We start from the raw sequence: 16,391 nt of genomic DNA, 5'->3' as shown, positions 1-16,391 counted from the left end.
AGAATAGTACTGCTGTAACAAACACATATCATTAAATATTCGATTATTTCAATGACTATTCCTGCCACAAATAATAACAAAATGTGGTGAAATTTAATTTTTTACTGAATAATTAAATTATGTTGCTAAGAGGGGCCCCAATAATGCCGTTCCCACAGCATTATCTGAACTATACCTGCTTTCCGCAAAGTGGAGGCGAGCGCCTACTGCCCTATGTTCCAGTCGTTCTTTTAATCTTGCCCTTAAAAAGCTGTTGCAGGCTACACCGCCGACTAGCAGTATATCATGGCAGGAATACTGGTCAACGGCTAACCTTAACACTTTTTCCAAGGTTTTAGCGATACATTTTTCTACTGCCCGGGCGATTTCGGCTGGTTCTTCACCCCTGTTAATGTAGTCTTTCGCCCTGGTCTCCGCTCCTGAAAAACTGAAACAGTATTTCCGGACTGCCGCGGGAATAGACAGTTTCCCTTGGGCCCCCATTGCCAAATTTTGCAAATGAGGTCCTGCAGGGAAAGGCAAACCCAAAGCCACCCCTACTCGGTCCACCAGTTGTCCTGCATGCAGGTCGGTAGTTCCTCCCAATAATTCTGCCTTGAACACCACTCCCCCCTTTTTTGCCATTTCCACTAAAAGCAGTTCGGAAGTACCTCCGGATAAATGGACTGCTAAAAACCGGGGCGGTATATTGGCCTTGGCCGACCATAAACCGGCCATAAGGTGGCCTTCCTGATGGGAAGTGATAAGGAAAGGAATTTTTAAACTAGCCGCTATTGCCCTTCCGAAACCTGAGCCAACCGTAAAAACCGGCATATATGAACCTTCTACAGGCCGGGGCCGGCTACTTGTCACAACCCCGCTCAACTGGGCAAAATTCACTTCCCCCGCTACCTTTTCCAGCAAAAGGGGGAGATTTTGGACATGTTGAAACACCGCCGAGGATTGTTGCAGTCCTTTAGCACCTAAAGGGACCTTCAACAACTGGCGGTGTTCCGTAATTAACTTCCCTCCTGCATCAACTACTGCTAACGATGTGGTATAGCAGCTGGTATCTATGCCGAGAAATTTACACATGGGCTTCACCTGGCTTAGAGGTTTCCAACTGTTTTTTGACCTGATCCAAGATGCCGTTTACAAATTTCCCGGCTTCTGGACTACTGAAAATTTTGGCCAATTCAACAGCTTCATTAATGGAAACATTTCTAGGTATCTCTTCCGCAAGAAAAAGCATTTCGTAGATAGCCAGGCGCAAAAGATTCCGGTCCACATTAGCCATCCGCTTTATTTCCCAGTCAATGGAAAATTTCTCGATCTGCCGGTCCAGAGTATCTAAATTAGCCAGTACTCCTTTAACCAACGTTTTTGTAAACTCTGCATCAGGAGCAGATAACTCTGCTTCCTCCAAAATATTATTGATAGCAAATTCGGGCTGAATCTTGCCTACGTCAATTTGAAAAATGATTTGCAATGCTTTCTCCCTGGCCAGTCGTCTGCTCAAAAAAGTCACCTCAAATTTTAATCTTCAAAGAGTTTTTCCAGGAGGCTTTTAAAATTCTTATTTTCATCAATTCTTTTTCCAACTATGTAGCCTATTACTATACAAAAAGCTATAAAAACAGCTTTCCAAAAGCCAAACAATGCAGCCAGCAACCCAAAGCACAGGCCCAACACAATACCAAACAATTTTCCCCGATGATTTTTAAGTATCTCCTCTAATACCCTTTCCCATTCCATTTCCTTCACCTCGCCTCAATCCACTCTGGGCTTGGCATCTTGACTAATATAATCAACAAGTACTTTAGCTTCGAGTACCCTGATTCCGGCAACTTGCTCAAGATAACCCTTTACAGTATCTTGCAGCTCTTGGCTGACAATTGGGATGTTACTTTCGGGACTGATGCCGACCTGAAGGTAAATTGCAATGCCGTCAGGTACAGCTTTAACCTTCGGTTTAATCTCTTTAACCCCTTTTATTTGCTTAGCCGCTTTAGTCACCAAATGTTCCAGCGCCGGTATAGTTATATTAACCGCACCCAGATCAGTAGTTTGAATTAAAGCATGGGTATGCGGTGATTTGCGGAAAAGGTCAAAAAGGGTTTTCAGACCAAAAACGGCAAATAAGGCTGACACGAAACCGATTAGCAGCCTGTTGGCCGTTGGCGCAACAAAGCTAATTAAAGCATTGAGCAAATTCAGGTTTAAAGTTAACACTATGATAAAAACGGATACAGCAATGAGAAGCAGTGAATATATGGCAATTAGCGCCCGCTCATAGATTTTCATAAAATTGACCCCTATCTTATTTTACCCGTGTTTCTTCTTCCCCCACTTCTTGCGTAGGGAACACTACACCTTGAACATGCACATTAGTTTCTACAACCGATAAACCGGTCATGCTTTCCACAGCCCTTTTCACATTTTCCTGAATTTTTAAAGCTACGTCAGGTATTCTTACACCAAATTCCACCACAATATATAAATCGATTGCCGCCTCTTTTTCTCCGACCTCTACTTTTACCCCCTTGGACAAATTTTTCCTGCCCAGCATTTCAGCAATTCCACCGGCTATGCCTCCGCTCATGCCGGCGACACCTTCGATTTCTGTGGCTGCTATACCGGCAATAACGGCTACTACTTCGTCGGCAATCCGTATTGAACCGATCCCCACACTGCTGTTATTTCCCAAACTGATGCTTTCCATTGCATCTCCTCCCCACAAAAAAATAAGGGTAGTTTAAAAGTAAACTACCTAGTATATTATACCAAAAGCTGTTTTTTTAAACAACGTTGGCTTAGAACATCCTGGTCTGGATGAAATTAGTGAAAACCTCCCCTTTTTGGAAGTAAGGGTTATCCAGCACTTTTAAATGAAAAGGTATTGTTGTCTTGACGCCTTCTATTTTAAATTCTTTCAAGGCACGGCGCATTTTTTTAATGGCTTGTTCCCGGTCCGGTGCCCATACAATAAGCTTACCAATCATGGAATCATAATAAGGTGGTATTTGATATCCCTGGTAGACTGCACTGTCCACCCTTACTCCAAAGCCGCCGGGAATATGTAAAGCGCTGATTGTACCGGGAGAAGGCCTAAAATCGTGGTCGGGATCTTCAGCATTAATTCTGCATTCCATGGCCCAACCGTTAAATTTGATATCCTGCTGACGATAGCCCAGTTCTTCACCAAAAGCAATGCGAATCTGTTCCTTAACCAAATCAATACCGGTAATCATTTCCGTAACAGGATGTTCTACCTGAATCCGGGTATTCATTTCCATAAAGTAAAAGTTGCCGTATTTGTCCAGCAGGAACTCAATGGTACCGGCACTGTGGTATTTTACAGCCTGAGCGGCCCGTACCGCCACTTCCCCCATTTTCCGCCTTAGCTCCGGTGTTACAGCCAGGGAAGGGGCCTCCTCCAAGATTTTTTGGTGGCGCCGCTGCACAGAGCAATCCCTTTCTCCCAAGTAGACTGTATTGCCATAGCGATCAGCCAGTATTTGAATTTCTATATGTCTTGGCTCTTCGATGAATTTTTCTAGATAAACTTGTGAGTCGCCAAAAGCTGCCTCTGCTTCTCTTTGGGCCATCTGCAGGGCTTGTTTAAGACCGGCCTCGTCCTGGGCTGTTCTCATCCCCCTGCCACCACCGCCCGCAGACGCCTTCACCATCACCGGATAGCCAATTTGAGCGGCTATTTGCAAGGCTTCATCTTCACTGGTAACTATTCCTTCTGAACCAGGTACTACCGGAACCCCGGCTTTAATCATGGTTTCCCGTGCTTTAGCCTTGGAACCCATGGTTTCCATAGCCATTGGAGGTGGACCAATAAAAGTGATATTGGAAGTAGCACACATTTCCGCGAAATTAGCGTTTTCCGCAAGAAAGCCGTAGCCAGGGTGAATAGCGTCTGCACCGGTTACTTGGGCAGCGCTAATCACGCTTGGTATATTCAGGTAACTGCGGTTAGACTGCGCAGGACCAATACAAATTGCTTCATCAGCCAATTGGACATGGGCACTGTTTTTATCAGCTTCGGAGTATATGGCTACTGTTTTTATGTCCATTTCCTGGCAAGCCCTGATGACTCGCAGCGCAATTTCTCCTCGATTTGCAACTAGCACTTTTTTAAACATCACGCCTACTCCTCTTCGATCAAAAACAATTCTTGCCCGTATTCAACCGGTTGGGCGTTTTCCACCAGGATTTTGACGATCTTCCCGCTTACTTCCGCTTCGATTTCATTCATCAACTTCATAGCTTCGATAATACATAATGTTTGACCGCCCTTTACTCTGTCACCTACTTCTACAAAAGGCGGAGCATCGGGCGCAGGCGAACGGTAAAAAGTACCTACCATGGGAGCTTTGACCGCATAAAGTTTCCCTCCGACCACTGCTGGTCCTTGCACCGCCTCCTTCTTTTCCGCAGGCTCCTGTTTAACTTCGGGCGTCGAATTGGAAACTGTCACATTGGAAAATCCGTTCTCGGTTGGCGCTGTCACATTTCCCCGTTTAATTTTTAATTTCACCCCGTCTGACTCCAAATCTAATTCCGCTATATCTGAGGAATCCAAGGCTTTGATTAGTTCTTTAATTTCTTTCAAATCCATTTTCCTGGCTCCTTTCCTACTTTCGATATCCTTAATGTCTTCCTGCCGCGCCTTTTCGGCTGCTCTCTTTTCTTCAATATGGGGTTCCCGCCGAATAATCCCTTTCTTCCTGTCTTCAAAGAATTTCTGGGCCACCTGCGGGAACAGGGCATAGGAAATTACATCATCAATATGATCAGTCAATGCAGCTATTTCTTCCCGCGCTTTTTCCATTCTCGGCTCCAGTAAATCTGCGGGCCGGCACTTGATGGGCTCCTCATCGCCAATGATTTTCTTACGTACTTCCTCATTGATCGGGGCCGGCGGTCTGCCGTAAAGGCCTCGAACATAGGCCTTAACCTCTCCGGGAACTAACTTGTACCTCTCTCCAACCAGTACGTTTAACACCGCTTGCGTACCTACAATTTGACTGGTAGGTGTTACAAGGGGAGGAAAACCTAAATCTTCCCTGACCCGGGGTATTTCAGCCAATACTTCTTCGATCCGGTGAGCCGCTTTCTGCTCTTTCAACTGACTTACCAAATTGGAAATCATACCTCCCGGGACCTGATGCTGGAATACCCACATGTCAGTAATCCGGGTTACGCCCCGTTCGTAGCCCAAGCGCTTTCTAAGTTCCTCAAAATACTTGGCAATCTCAAACAACTCGTGAATGTCCAGTCCTGTATCATAAGGAGTTTCAGCCAAAGCCCTAACCAATGTTTCTACCGGTGGCTGCGACGCGCCAAAGGCCAGCGGTACGGAAGCAGTGTCAATAATGTCCACCCCGGCTTCAGCGGCCTTCAAATATGCGCCTACCGCCAAACCCCCAATGTAATGACTGTGCAGTTGAATAGGTACATGCAAATTTTCCTTGAAAAGCTTTACCAATTCATAGGCCTTAAAGGGCGCAAGTAACCCCGCCATATCCTTGATACAGATGGAGTCAACGCCCATATTCTCAAGCTCAATTGCAGTATCCAGGTAATGCTCCATAGTATGTACCGGGCTGATAGTATAAACCACAGAACCCTGCACGTGGGCTCCTTCCCTTTTTGCGATTTTGATGGGAACTTCCATGTTCCTCAAGTCATTTAAGGCATCAAAAATCCGGATTATGTCAATACCGTTGGCGACTGCCCTGGTAATAAATGCATCTACCACATCATCAGGGTAATGTTGATAACCGACAATGGATTGACCTCTTAACAACATTTGCAACGGTGTTTTTTTGATATACCGTTTTAAAATGCGAAGTCTTTCCCAGGGATCTTCTCCTAAATAACGCAGACAGACGTCAAAGGTTGCCCCACCCCAAACCTCCAACGAATGGTAACCAGCATTATCGAGTCTTTCAGCAATGGGGATCATATCTTCTGTATGCATTCTGGTAGCCCATAGGCTCTGGTGGGCATCCCTTAAAGTTGTGTCGGTTATCTTTACTTGGTGCATCATTCGTTCCCCCTTTAACAAGGTCTTATGTACGCTAACTGCTCATCAAGACCCGCATGATCCAGTCTATTATATTAAATTATTCCTAGGTATAGCAAGATTTTTACAGCAAGTATACATAATAATTAAATTTTCTGTAGTACAAAAAATTAATTTATAAAATAAAAAGGGCCTAGGATAGCCTAGACCTTTGGGATCACTGTGATTTGTTCCATGTCATGGCCAGTTGTCTTCGAAACGAGATCCGCAATTTTGGTTGCATCGTTGGGTCCGAAATTGCTTGCTTGTACAATTACAATCACCGAGGTGGGCTGAATAAATAAAACTGCCTCTTGGTATCCTTTTGCCTTAATCAGGTTCTCCAACTTTATTTCCTGTTCCAAAGTGGTAGTTATGGTCAGGATTTTTTTCTGTGCCTCCTGACGCTGCGTTTGAGCTGAATTAGGGTTATCAACAATACTTTGTAGAAGCTCTATCTGGCGGCTCCTGGTTCTGTCCCGTTCCAAACGATATTCCACAAAAAATTCCTCTCCCGTTAAATCATCCAGCCGGTCGTCTAATTTTGGGACTGAACTTTGCTCGACATTAATTTGTGAAGACTCCTCGGGGGATACGGTAACCGAATCAACCAGGTATGCTTCCTCGCCAGGCAGCATGGATGCTCTTTGCTCCTTGACACCTTGATGTCCCTCCGAATACCCCAGGTAAACGAAGATAGCGGCTAATACCAGCAGAATCCCGCCTATGGTACGTTTATTCGTAACAAATGTCATGCTTTCACCCCTTATTTTTTGGATTGAATGTCCACTTTATGGATTTCCAAATCGAGAACAGTTTGAACAGCACTTAGCAATTTGGCTTTTACTTTCGGGTCCTCTGCTCCTTCTGCCACAACCAGCACTCCTTTAATCTCCGGTTTGTATTCCCGAGCTATTACCGGAGTTTCTCCCCCTGTTTGGGCGGCCCTAACCACCACTAACTGCCCGTCCTCCGTCGTTTCCGTGGTGATCCTGGTACCACCGTTCTGATCTTTTTCATCAACTGTTTTCTTATTAGTTGACACATTAACTGCGTATTCATATTTCGGCCCTGTTTCTAAGAGAACCGTGACTTCAACCTCCCCCACACCCTTGATTTGGCTCAGACTCCGTTCCAAACGTTCTTCCAGGTGGCTCTCCAGACTGATTAAACTTGCCTGTTCTTGCTTAGCTGCTTCAGTTGTGACTTGTTTTGGAACATCGGGCGCCTGACTAATTTGCTCGGGATCGCGCCAAGGACCTAGCAATGCGATGCCAAGCACCAGCACCACCAGTACAGCCGGTAAAAATTTAGCATCCTTGGCTTGAAACTTTATTGCAGACATTTTCATTAACCCCCCTAATCATTGTTTTATAAAGACTTCTATTTGCTCCGCCCGCAGACCATAGAAGTTCATTATGGTTTCTTTCACCCTGGATTTTATCTCTTCAGGCCCATAGACAACGGTTAACTCTTCATTACCCTCGGTAAGTTCTACTTTCACAGGTTTTACAACGCCTGCGGCGCTCTTATCACTATGTTGCCTTAAAGTAGTAAATACTTTAACCAGCTTTATTTCCCCTGTCCGTATAAAATCCTCTTCTACCAGTATCTCCGCGTGCGCCTCCTCCACTCCGGGTACTAAGCGGGCGAGTGCTGCAACTTGCTTGTTCATCTTATTGAGAGCCGAGTTCCTAGCCCAATCTTCATTTTGGGCTTTCATCTCTAGCCCTTTTTGAAAAATACTCTGTTGTTCAGATAACCCAGTATTACCGTTAACTGCCAACGCATCTAAAGCCAATTCCTGGTGTAGCAATGACATAACCGGTGTCAAAATAGACACAATAACAAAAAGCCCCATGATCAATTGAATGTATTTCCCCATGCCTGACTTGGGAGGCAAGAGCATCTCCAAAACACCCGCCAAAAAAACTACTAAAACTACATTCCGGGCTATTTCTTTAACCTGATCCATCCCGCACCACCTTTTTACCGTTGACAGGTCCATTCTAAAAAGGGCGCCCTACCTTAACTAAAATACTTAGTGCAATAAAAAGCATTACCCCCGTTGAAGCCACTGCGCCAAATACCAAAAGCAAACAATTAGCGATAGTGTGCAGCGCCTCAGCAATCTGTTTAGCTCCAAATGGCTGAACAAAAGCTGCAGCTGTACGATAAATTATTACTACCGATAAAATTTTTAACATGGGAAAAACGCAAATTAACGTGATGAGCAGTATTCCTAAAATTGATACACCACTTTTGATTAAGAGAGAAGTACCGACCACCACTTCCAATGCATCGGAAAGCAGTTTCCCTACAATTGGGATAAAAGAGCCTGTGGCAAATTTGGCAGTTTCCATTGTTACCCCATCGGTTACTTCACCCGCCATCCCCTGAAGGCTTAAAACACCAATGTATATAGTCAAGGATAAGCCGATAATGCCCAGGGCTACATCCTTACACAACTTGGCTAAATATGAAACTTTAAACCTGTCACTGATATGATCAAGGAGGTATAAAACTGTACTAATAAATATCAAAGGAATTACAACTTGATTGATTAGATTACTAAAAAAAGCAGTCGATGCCACTGTAAGTGGGCTAAGCAAAGCCGCGCTGGTGACATGCCCGATGGAAACAATCATAGTGACTAATACCGGTAACAGTGAATTGAAGAAGTTCACCATTTTATCTATAGTTTCCCTGGCTATACCTACGGTCAAAGTGAAGCTGCCCAAAGCAATTGTCAAGAGCGCCAGACCACAAACCCAGAAGGTAATTTGGCCTATTGAGCTGGTGGAAAAAGCTGCATGGATATTTTCCAGAACAGCATACAGAACTGCCAAAATTATTAAGATGCCCAGCAGACTTGAATTTGCAAGTATCTCCCGCAGTAAGAACTTCAGCAATCCAGAAAAAAAGCCTGCCAGGCTAAGCTGCAAATTTCCCTGGCGGAAATTGTCGACCAGGTTTTCTAAGTCCATGTTTGGCAAATACTCGCCCACATCCCGGTCAACCTGGGCAAGATATGTTTCAAGAACTGATAAATCAAGGTTATCCAGCTGGGCTTGGGGTAGATTTAATTCTTCATCCGCAGCCCGGACCATCCCGGGATACCCCAAACAACAGAGAATCAGGAGAAGAATAATATAAAGCACTTTTTTAAACATCAGTTCACCTCAAGGAAGAAGCCTGATTATAGTTTCCAAAACCGCTGCAATAATTGGCATGGCCAAAACCATGACTATCACTTTTGCCGCAAATTCTATTCTTCCGGCAATCGAACTCTCACCGGCGTCTTTGCATACTTGAGCTCCAAACTCAGCAATGTAGGCAATACCAATGATTTTTAACATAATGCCTAAGTAGAACTGATTGACATTTGCCCTTTGGGCCAGCTCTTGTATAACGAGAATCACATAACCAATTTGGTCAAGCATGGCTATAAAGATAAAGAGCCCGACCACGGCACTGATTAGAATTGCACTGGTACCCGAATTGTACTGTTTGAGAAAAACAATGATTACGGTTGCCACCAATCCCAAGCCTAAAAGCTGCAATATCTCCATTTTTTTAAACCTCTCCCTTTAAAAAGCAACAAGCAACAAATTTTGTATCACTAACTTACCTTAGTAAATCCGAAAAACTTCTTTAACTTCTTGGAATAACCTGATAATTACAGGAATAACTTGGATCAATACAATTGCCAAAGCTGCCACTACAGAGAGATAGGCGTACTCTTCCCGTCCGGCTTGTTTTAGAAAAGTATAAAAAATAGTGGTTATGATTGCGATTGCCGCTATTTGAAATATCAAACCGATGTCCCCTAAACCAATCATTTTGTGACCTCCTTTTGCTTGGCATCATACTATACCCACACTACACGCATCAGAAGTATGTCCACTGACCTTAAATCATAATTAACACAATCGCTAATCCTGCCAAAAAACCCATGGTCCGCCACATTCTCTCGTTTTGCTGGCGGCGCTGTTCTGCTTTCCATTCCTGCTGCTTCAAGAGTTCTTTAGTGAGCTCAAGGTTTTTAATTTGTTCGCTTTTCTCCGATCCGCCCAACCCGACGCCAAATTCTCGCAAAATACCTAGATCTTCTTCATCCAAGCAGGTCAGCTTTTTAACGTCATCAACCGCTTTTTGCCAAGCTTCACCGGCAGTAACGCCATCGCCTTTTAATAGCTCTTCCCTGGTTTTTAAAAGCAACATGTCCAACGGTTCCACTGAGTGCCTGGCTATTTTTTCAAGGGCAACAGGCAAAGGCGTTGAGGTGTAAATCATTTCTGTTTCCAGGAGGTTGAGCAGGGAACGCAGCGCCCTGAGCTGCAGCGACCTTAACTTGAAGCGGTTAGCCATATAAAAGCCAAAGCTGCTGCAGGCAAATACAATCAATGCGGCACCAGCTAATTTCAACAAGCAACACCCTCCTTTAAGTTTCCTGGTATGGGTTTGGCCAGTAGATTCTCTTTTGTCCTGGCATCCAGCACAGCTTCAATTGTGCCAACACCATAGGTCCTGCCCAGCAGTACATATCTCTCAAAAAAATCCTGGGTAATGAGATTTTTCAAAATGGGTCGACGCTCCAAATCATTCAAATTGTTACCATGCACTGTTGTTATGACTGCTACTCCGGCATTAAGCATTTCTTCCAGCGCAGCTACATCCTCCAGCCGCCCGATTTCATCCGTTGCCACAATTTGGGGTGACATGGACCTGACCAGCATAACCATGCCTTGGGCTTTGGGACAGCCGTCCAAAACATCGGTTCTAGGTCCCACGTTTTTTTGCGGCCTACCCAGATAGCAGCCGGCAATTTCCGATCGTTCATCAACTAATCCCACATTAAAAGCCAGGTGGAAAGCACCGGCAATTCCTTCACTGAATTGCCGGACAATATCTCGTAAAAGAGTCGTTTTGCCACAGCGCGGCGGCGAAATAATAAGTGTATGGTATGGTTTGCCCGATTTGGGATCATAAAGGTAGGGCATAACCGAGTCCGCACATCCTATAACTTCCCGGGCTAAACGAATATTTAAACTGGAAATGTTCTTTAGGGTTTTGACTTTGCCTTGTTCCAGCACAGCTTCCCCAACAAAACCCACCCTGTGCCCGCCGGGTATAGTTATGTAACCGTTGCGCATTTCTTCTTCCAGGGCATAAATGGAAGATTGGCTTAGAAGTTGTAAAGCACGCTGCAAATCTTCTTTTGTAACGTGATAGGCTTCGCCTAGGGTTTCGGCAGGAATCCCTTCCGCTTTAAGCGGCATTTCCGTATTTCCCAGCCTTAGCAGCAAAGGCCTGCCTTCACGCAGCCGAATTTCTTCTACTTGCTCCACTTGCCAGGGCATGAGGTTGTCCAATATCCGGCGTAAATGAGCCGGAAGAATTGGGACAATTTCGGCCTTCAACTTTTCTAATTCGGCTTTGGCTGAAGAAAGAGCTAATTCAGTTTTCTTACTAAAAACAAAAGCAGCCATAGTTGTCCCCCCTTTCTCTACTAAGATATTAGCGGGCTGGGAAATTTATGCAAAGAAAGGAGAGATAAAATTACAAAGAAAAGCGGTGAGAGCGCATTTTAATGCACTTTTCACCGCTGTAAAATATGTATCACTTTCAGCTTCTTTTTTAAATATCCTCTGTTTCTGCGGCCAAATGAAAGCCATTATCTCTAGTTAGATCTACTTCCTCATCGTTTGTAAAAACAACAGTTTCGCAATTTGGACAAGTTACTTCGATCAAGTCCTCATCATCAAGTACATCGGCATCAAAGTACACAATGTCATGGCATTCAGGACATTCCACTTCAACATAGTCATCTTCATCCATTGTCCCGGCGCCCTCGTATACTTCGCCTTCCAAATCGTACAAATCTTCATCGATGGTTTCCATGTAACTTTCCAACTCAGATTGGTTAGATTTTAATTCTTCCAGCTTATCTGTTACCTCTCCTAGGATTTGAACAACCTCGTTTAAAATCCTTCCTTCCTTGCTGGAGGTATCAACGCCCAAACCAGCCACAAGCCCTTGAAGGTAAGCAACCCTTTCGCGCATATCTTCCATTTCCTTAACCCCCTCTGATTTGCTCGTAGTGTTAATTAATTTACACCAAAATAGATTCTAAAGTCTTATATATCGGGGGTTTCAAGTTTTTTTACAATAAAAAACAATAACACCCCCGTTTTTGGTATAATTGAGTCGTTCAAAACAACAATCCACCAAAAGGAGAGTGTTATTGTTGAACTCAATTATACCATTTTTGATACTATACAATCAATTTTTACTTAAACAAATTCGCCAGTTACTTTTGTTTATCGTTAAAAATATTCCCTTAAAAACTCCTAAACAGGATATCACCAGCCCGAAGTATCGTAAGCTTACTGTGGACAGGCTCCCCATTATTAAACAGCCTGAAAAACTTGACTACAAGCAGCTGCTTAACGATTACAAGTCTAAGCATGGTAAAGAGCTTAAACCTGTTAAGTCCCGTGGGAAAAACCCTGTTTCTCCCGATGTTGTTTGCCACCGGTGGGCCTTCCCTCATACATACCTCTACGACAATACAGGAGGCCGTGGTCAGCTTTTATGCAAAGTCTGCGGGCTAAGGTTCAACAAAGATAAGAAGGACTTTAAAATCGGTGCACTTACTTGCCCTTATTGTGGCAGAATCCTTGAGAAAAAGAAGGAGCGCAAGCAATTTAATATCCACAAGTGTACGAACAAGAAATGTCCTTTTTATCTTCAGTCCCTTAAAAACCTTTCTCCGGAAGACCTGGAAGAATACAAGAAAGATAAGCATAAATTTAAGCTACACTACATCTACCGCGAGTTCACTGTCGACTTTTTAAGGTCGATTTAAACAGTATGCCTAAAGGATCAGTCAATTTTACTTTTCGTCACTTTTCTCCTCACATTCTTGGTCTTTGCCTGACCTATCTTGTAAACCTTGGGCTGTCCACACGGGCTACTTCCAGGGCCCTTTGGGAGATCCACGGCGTTAAAATCTCTCATGTTATGGTCAGTAAATATGCCAAAACTGCTGCCGCTTTGGTTAAACCTTACGTTGATAATTTTGATTACAAACCCACAAACTACCTGGCTGCTGATGAAACCTACGTTAAGGTCAGAGGCATCAAGCATTATGTCTGGTTTATTATGGATGCACTCAAAAAATCTATCTTGGGCTATTGTGTATCTGATACAAGGGATGTAGGTCCTTGTATCCTGGCTATGCGTATGGCTTTTGCTAAGTTTAAAGATTTCCCCGCTCAAGCCCTAAAGTTTGTTGCTGATGGCTACTCTGCCTACAAGCTTGCACAGCAGCAGTTCATGCTTAAAGACATGGATTTTAACCTTACGCAGGTATTCGGACTCACCAATGATGATCCTGTTTCGGAAGAATATCGCTGGCTTAAGCAAATTATTGAACGCCTTAACAGGACCTTTAAATTCTCCTATCAGGTGACAAACGGCTATGGTAGTGGGGAAGGCTCAAATACCCATGTGTCACTTTTTGTAGCCTATTACAACTTCCTGCGCCCACACTCCTATACTTACTGGCAGCCACTAAACTCTATTCCGGAACTTGAGTCTATCCCAAACATGCCTGCTAAATGGCAGAAGCTTATTGAATTATCACAGCAGCTTATCCTGTCACAGCAAACACCATAGAACAGGCGGTAGCACCCTTAATCCTTCAACCTCTTATCTGCCCTTAAACATGCGGTTCAAAGACTGTCAAATGCCTTTCTTCGAAGGCAATGACCTCTTGACAGGCTTTGAATCCGCATTGTTATGCTCTTCATAGAGGTTGGAGGTGTTTTGTTTTACTGTTCTTCTGGGCTATCTCGTTTTTCAGGTGACATTTTGGGTTTAGTCTGTCCCATATACTCCTTAAACTGCATTTTTCATAAGTTAGTTAACACTATCGATTTGCTTGTTTAATTTACTGCAGTAGTATTTCCCTTTCCAAGGGTGTTCTAAACATTTTCGGCCCATTTAGTGAAAATAAAATTGGCTTTTAACCGGCAATAAAAGCCGGCAAAAGCCAACTTAGTGGAAACCTTATTTGCTGTCTCGAAAATGTTAACCCTTGTGTCCGCTGCCCGGGATAACTTCGCCAAGAACGTCCTGTCGCTCCCACTGTCTTGATTCAAGTACGCTATGCCCTCTGTACATACTGCCCTGAGCGGGTATCAATAATCAGGGCATCCCCCACGTTCACAAACAGCGGAACTTGTACTACGGCTCCTGTTTCCAGGGTGGCCGGTTTAGTTGCCCCGGTTGCCGTATCTCCCCGTACTCCTGGCTCTGTTTCCACTACAGTTAAAATAACCGTGTTAGGAAGTTCCACTCCCATGGGCTGACCCTGATAAAACATAATATCCAGAGTCATATTGTCCTTTAGGTATTTAATGGCCTCATCCAATTGATCTTTATTTAAAATGATTTGCTCATAGTTTTCTGTATCCATAAAAGTATATTGGTCGCCTTCATGGTAGAGATACTGCATTTGCCGCTTCTCAATATGGGCTCTGGGAACTTTTTCACCTGCCCGGAATGTCCGCTCTACAACGGCCCCGGTCCGGCGGTTCTTTAATTTTGTTCTTACAAAGGCTGAACCTTTACCGGGCTTTACATGTTGAAATTCAACAACAGTGTAAACATCCCCTTCAAGTTCAATGGTCAGACCTGTACGAAAATCATTTGTGGATATCATGGGTATACCTCCTGCATTTGATGCTTTATCTCTAGAGTTTGTTATTACAACTCTATTAATTCTTTGCTGGAATGGGTTAAACTTTCACAGCCTGCTTCTGTTACAACAACTAAATCCTCAATCCGTACTCCGCCAAACCCCGGAATATAAATTCCAGGTTCAATGGTTATGGCCATCCCGGGTGCCAACACTACGGTCGAATTGGCCGCAACCCGCGGTTCTTCATGGATGGCTAAACCCACCCCGTGCCCTAAACTGTGCCCAAACTGCTTGTCAAAACATTGTTCAGCCAGATAACTCCTGGCCGCATCATCCAGCTCACTGCACTTTAAGCCTGATTTGACAATATCCAGGGCCTTTAATTGCGCCTCCAGCACAAGAGAATATATTCGCCGCTGTTCGTCACTGGCTTTGCCTAGCACTACCGTCCGCGTCATATCCGAGTGATACCCTTGATAAACAGCGCCGAAATCCAACACTACCAAATCACCTTTTTCCAGGGTTTTCTGTGAAGCTACGCCGTGGGGTAAAGAAGAGCGCACACCCGAGGCGACAATCGTTTCGAAAGCTGGTCCGGAAGCGCCTTGTTGGCGCATAAAATATTCAAGTTCCAGTGCTACTTCCACTTCTTTCAGACCGGGCTTAAGCAACTTGAGAAGATGCTGAAAACCGGCATCTGCTATTTTCGCTGCCTTTCTCAGCAGGTCCAATTCCCCTTTATCCTTTTGCAGGCGTAATTGTTCAACCAATCCTCCGGCAGGCTTTAATGCCACCGGTTGCAATTTGTCTTCAAGGGTTTTATACTGCTTATATGTTAGAAAATCTTCTTCAAAACCCAGCTCTTCAGCTTGTTCTTCCTGCAGTATATTTTTAATTGCTGCGCCCAAATCCGCACCATAATCCACCACCTGGAAATCGGAAGCCTGCTCCTCTGCCTGTTCCACATACCTGAAATCAGTGAGCAGATAGCTTTTACCGGTGGTAAGCAAGGCAAAACCGGAGCTCCCCGTGAAGCCGCTAATATATCTGCGATTTTCCGGTCTAGCAACGAGCAGGGCGGGAAGACGCACTTCCCTCAGTTTCTGCCGCAGGCTGTGAAGCCGCTTAACCCCCATTGCTATTCCCTCCCCGGCTCATTGCAATAGCTCCTTGAATGGCAAGAATATAGCTTAGCGTACCAAAACCGCTAATTTGGCCTGCAGTCACCGGCGCTAACACCGACTTATGCCTAAACTCTTCCCGGGCATAAATGTTGGATAAGTGGACTTCGATCACAGGAACACGTATCGCGCTGATGGCATCCCTGATGGCAAAACTGTAATGAGTAAAAGCTCCTGCGTTTAAAATTATACAGTTATACCTGCCCTCAGCTTGGTGTAATGCTTCTATAATAACACCTTCATGGTTCGACTGAAGAAAATCCAGTTCTACCTGGTGCTGCTGTCCATATTTTTTAAGCTCAGCTTCCAGTTCGGACAGGCTTTGACTGCCGTAAATCCCCGGTTCTCGTTTGCCCAGCATATTTAAGTTGGGGCCATTAATTATCAGAAATTTCACCAGTAATTATCACCCTTTTAAACACACCTGGTAGAATTTTACCAT

At 44.3% G+C, this 16,391-nt stretch carries 19 protein-coding genes and 1 pseudogene; 1 reads left to right on the top strand and 19 read right to left on the bottom strand.

Annotated features, from left to right (window positions below):
* Positions 1-117: 117 nt before the first annotated feature.
* The 16 genes from EYS13_RS03570 to EYS13_RS03495 all read right to left on the bottom strand — a co-directional run bounded on the left by EYS13_RS03570 (position 118) and on the right by EYS13_RS03495 (position 12,133).
* On the bottom strand, positions 118-1,074 hold the full coding sequence (locus EYS13_RS03570; protein ID WP_227766003.1) for a Kae1-like domain-containing protein: 957 nt from the start codon (positions 1,072-1,074) through the stop codon (positions 118-120).
* Positions 1,067-1,498: a transcription antitermination factor NusB gene (gene nusB, locus EYS13_RS03565; RefSeq protein WP_227766001.1), complete on the bottom strand. Its 432-nt coding sequence runs from the start codon at positions 1,496-1,498 to the stop codon at positions 1,067-1,069. Before nusB ends, EYS13_RS03570 begins: the two co-directional genes overlap by 8 nt.
* A 17-nt stretch (positions 1,499-1,515) precedes the next feature.
* A complete protein-coding gene (locus tag EYS13_RS03560) occupies positions 1,516-1,734 on the bottom strand; it encodes a DUF2273 domain-containing protein (RefSeq protein WP_227765999.1) in 219 nt (72 codons plus the stop codon).
* A 15-nt stretch (positions 1,735-1,749) separates the two neighbouring features.
* The gene (amaP, locus tag EYS13_RS03555) at positions 1,750-2,283 is read right to left on the bottom strand and encodes an alkaline shock response membrane anchor protein AmaP (protein ID WP_227765997.1); all 534 of its coding nucleotides are present in this window, start codon (positions 2,281-2,283) and stop codon (positions 1,750-1,752) included.
* Between the two features lie 16 nt (positions 2,284-2,299).
* Positions 2,300-2,701 carry an Asp23/Gls24 family envelope stress response protein gene (locus EYS13_RS03550; RefSeq protein ID WP_227765996.1) on the bottom strand — a complete coding sequence of 134 codons (402 nt, stop codon included), beginning with the start codon at positions 2,699-2,701 and terminating at the stop codon, positions 2,300-2,302.
* Between the two features lie 91 nt (positions 2,702-2,792).
* A complete protein-coding gene (gene accC / locus EYS13_RS03545; RefSeq protein ID WP_227765993.1) occupies positions 2,793-4,133 on the bottom strand; it encodes an acetyl-CoA carboxylase biotin carboxylase subunit in 1,341 nt (446 codons plus the stop codon).
* Between the two features lie 5 nt (positions 4,134-4,138).
* Positions 4,139-6,043 carry an acetyl-CoA carboxylase biotin carboxyl carrier protein gene (gene accB, locus EYS13_RS03540; protein WP_227765991.1) on the bottom strand — a complete coding sequence of 635 codons (1,905 nt, stop codon included), beginning with the start codon at positions 6,041-6,043 and terminating at the stop codon, positions 4,139-4,141.
* Between the two features lie 179 nt (positions 6,044-6,222).
* Entirely contained in the window at positions 6,223-6,813 is a 591-nt protein-coding gene (locus EYS13_RS03535; RefSeq protein WP_227765988.1) for a SpoIIIAH-like family protein, read from the bottom strand.
* A gap of 11 nt (positions 6,814-6,824) precedes the next feature.
* Complete coding sequence (locus tag EYS13_RS03530; RefSeq protein WP_227765987.1) at positions 6,825-7,403, bottom strand: hypothetical protein; 579 nt, start codon at positions 7,401-7,403, stop codon at positions 6,825-6,827.
* 18 nt (positions 7,404-7,421) lie between these two features.
* On the bottom strand, positions 7,422-8,033 hold the full coding sequence (gene spoIIIAF, locus EYS13_RS03525) for a stage III sporulation protein AF (RefSeq protein ID WP_227765984.1): 612 nt from the start codon (positions 8,031-8,033) through the stop codon (positions 7,422-7,424).
* Positions 8,034-8,067: 34 nt separating this feature from the next.
* Positions 8,068-9,231, bottom strand: coding sequence for a stage III sporulation protein AE (spoIIIAE, locus tag EYS13_RS03520; protein ID WP_227765983.1), 1,164 nt, complete (start codon positions 9,229-9,231; stop codon positions 8,068-8,070).
* Between the two features lie 9 nt (positions 9,232-9,240).
* Positions 9,241-9,630 carry a stage III sporulation protein AD gene (gene spoIIIAD / locus EYS13_RS03515; RefSeq protein WP_227765981.1) on the bottom strand — a complete coding sequence of 130 codons (390 nt, stop codon included), beginning with the start codon at positions 9,628-9,630 and terminating at the stop codon, positions 9,241-9,243.
* 60 nt (positions 9,631-9,690) lie between these two features.
* The gene (gene spoIIIAC / locus EYS13_RS03510) at positions 9,691-9,900 is read right to left on the bottom strand and encodes a stage III sporulation protein AC (RefSeq protein ID WP_227765978.1); all 210 of its coding nucleotides are present in this window, start codon (positions 9,898-9,900) and stop codon (positions 9,691-9,693) included.
* Positions 9,901-9,970: 70 nt separating this feature from the next.
* Positions 9,971-10,489: a stage III sporulation protein SpoIIIAB gene (gene spoIIIAB / locus EYS13_RS03505; RefSeq protein WP_227765977.1), complete on the bottom strand. Its 519-nt coding sequence runs from the start codon at positions 10,487-10,489 to the stop codon at positions 9,971-9,973.
* Positions 10,483-11,550, bottom strand: coding sequence for a stage III sporulation protein AA (spoIIIAA, locus tag EYS13_RS03500; protein ID WP_227765974.1), 1,068 nt, complete (start codon positions 11,548-11,550; stop codon positions 10,483-10,485). The genes spoIIIAB and spoIIIAA overlap by 7 nt, the downstream gene beginning before the upstream one ends.
* Positions 11,551-11,698: 148 nt before the next feature.
* On the bottom strand, positions 11,699-12,133 hold the full coding sequence (locus tag EYS13_RS03495) for a CD1247 N-terminal domain-containing protein (protein ID WP_227765971.1): 435 nt from the start codon (positions 12,131-12,133) through the stop codon (positions 11,699-11,701).
* Positions 12,134-12,308: 175 nt separating this feature from the next.
* Here EYS13_RS03495 and EYS13_RS16460 point away from each other — a divergent pair.
* A pseudogene (locus EYS13_RS16460) lies at positions 12,309-13,741 on the top strand (IS6 family transposase).
* 490 nt (positions 13,742-14,231) lie between these two features.
* Here the strand turns inward: EYS13_RS16460 and efp are convergent.
* From efp to aroQ, 3 genes are read right to left on the bottom strand one after another with little or no spacing between them, the layout of a single operon-like run.
* A complete protein-coding gene (gene efp, locus EYS13_RS03480; RefSeq protein ID WP_227765967.1) occupies positions 14,232-14,789 on the bottom strand; it encodes an elongation factor P in 558 nt (185 codons plus the stop codon).
* 44 nt (positions 14,790-14,833) lie between these two features.
* Entirely contained in the window at positions 14,834-15,904 is a 1,071-nt protein-coding gene (locus EYS13_RS03475) for a M24 family metallopeptidase (RefSeq protein ID WP_227765965.1), read from the bottom strand.
* On the bottom strand, positions 15,894-16,349 hold the full coding sequence (gene aroQ / locus EYS13_RS03470) for a type II 3-dehydroquinate dehydratase (RefSeq protein ID WP_227767788.1): 456 nt from the start codon (positions 16,347-16,349) through the stop codon (positions 15,894-15,896). Before aroQ ends, EYS13_RS03475 begins: the two co-directional genes overlap by 11 nt.
* Between the last annotated feature and the right edge of the window lie 42 nt (positions 16,350-16,391).

Origin of the sequence: Zhaonella formicivorans, assembly GCF_004353525.1 — a bacterium.
In the GTDB taxonomy this organism is placed as follows: domain Bacteria; phylum Bacillota; class DUOV01; order DUOV01; family Zhaonellaceae; genus Zhaonella; species Zhaonella formicivorans.
The sequence above is the reverse complement of the archived record's forward strand: the minus strand, read 5'-3'. Positions and strand labels throughout refer to the sequence as shown.

What these genes read in the sequence shown, in the direction of transcription:
- spoIIIAE (WP_227765983.1), bottom strand. Translation starts at nt 9,231, where the DNA reads ATGTTTAAAAAAGTGCTTTATATTATTCTTCTCCTGATTCTCTGTTGT.
- spoIIIAD (WP_227765981.1), bottom strand. Translation starts at nt 9,630, where the DNA reads ATGGAGATATTGCAGCTTTTAGGCTTGGGATTGGTGGCAACCGTAATC.
- EYS13_RS03530 (WP_227765987.1), bottom strand. Translation starts at nt 7,403, where the DNA reads ATGTCTGCAATAAAGTTTCAAGCCAAGGATGCTAAATTTTTACCGGCT.
- EYS13_RS03535 (WP_227765988.1), bottom strand. Translation starts at nt 6,813, where the DNA reads ATGACATTTGTTACGAATAAACGTACCATAGGCGGGATTCTGCTGGTA.
- amaP (WP_227765997.1), bottom strand. Translation starts at nt 2,283, where the DNA reads ATGAAAATCTATGAGCGGGCGCTAATTGCCATATATTCACTGCTTCTC.
- spoIIIAF (WP_227765984.1), bottom strand. Translation starts at nt 8,033, where the DNA reads ATGGATCAGGTTAAAGAAATAGCCCGGAATGTAGTTTTAGTAGTTTTT.
- spoIIIAC (WP_227765978.1), bottom strand. Translation starts at nt 9,900, where the DNA reads ATGATTGGTTTAGGGGACATCGGTTTGATATTTCAAATAGCGGCAATC.
- EYS13_RS03475 (WP_227765965.1), bottom strand. Translation starts at nt 15,904, where the DNA reads ATGGGGGTTAAGCGGCTTCACAGCCTGCGGCAGAAACTGAGGGAAGTG.
- EYS13_RS03550 (WP_227765996.1), bottom strand. Translation starts at nt 2,701, where the DNA reads ATGGAAAGCATCAGTTTGGGAAATAACAGCAGTGTGGGGATCGGTTCA.
- accC (WP_227765993.1), bottom strand. Translation starts at nt 4,133, where the DNA reads ATGTTTAAAAAAGTGCTAGTTGCAAATCGAGGAGAAATTGCGCTGCGA.
- EYS13_RS03560 (WP_227765999.1), bottom strand. Translation starts at nt 1,734, where the DNA reads ATGGAATGGGAAAGGGTATTAGAGGAGATACTTAAAAATCATCGGGGA.
- efp (WP_227765967.1), bottom strand. Translation starts at nt 14,789, where the DNA reads ATGATATCCACAAATGATTTTCGTACAGGTCTGACCATTGAACTTGAA.
- EYS13_RS03495 (WP_227765971.1), bottom strand. Translation starts at nt 12,133, where the DNA reads ATGGAAGATATGCGCGAAAGGGTTGCTTACCTTCAAGGGCTTGTGGCT.
- accB (WP_227765991.1), bottom strand. Translation starts at nt 6,043, where the DNA reads ATGATGCACCAAGTAAAGATAACCGACACAACTTTAAGGGATGCCCAC.
- EYS13_RS03570 (WP_227766003.1), bottom strand. Translation starts at nt 1,074, where the DNA reads ATGTGTAAATTTCTCGGCATAGATACCAGCTGCTATACCACATCGTTA.
- spoIIIAA (WP_227765974.1), bottom strand. Translation starts at nt 11,550, where the DNA reads ATGGCTGCTTTTGTTTTTAGTAAGAAAACTGAATTAGCTCTTTCTTCA.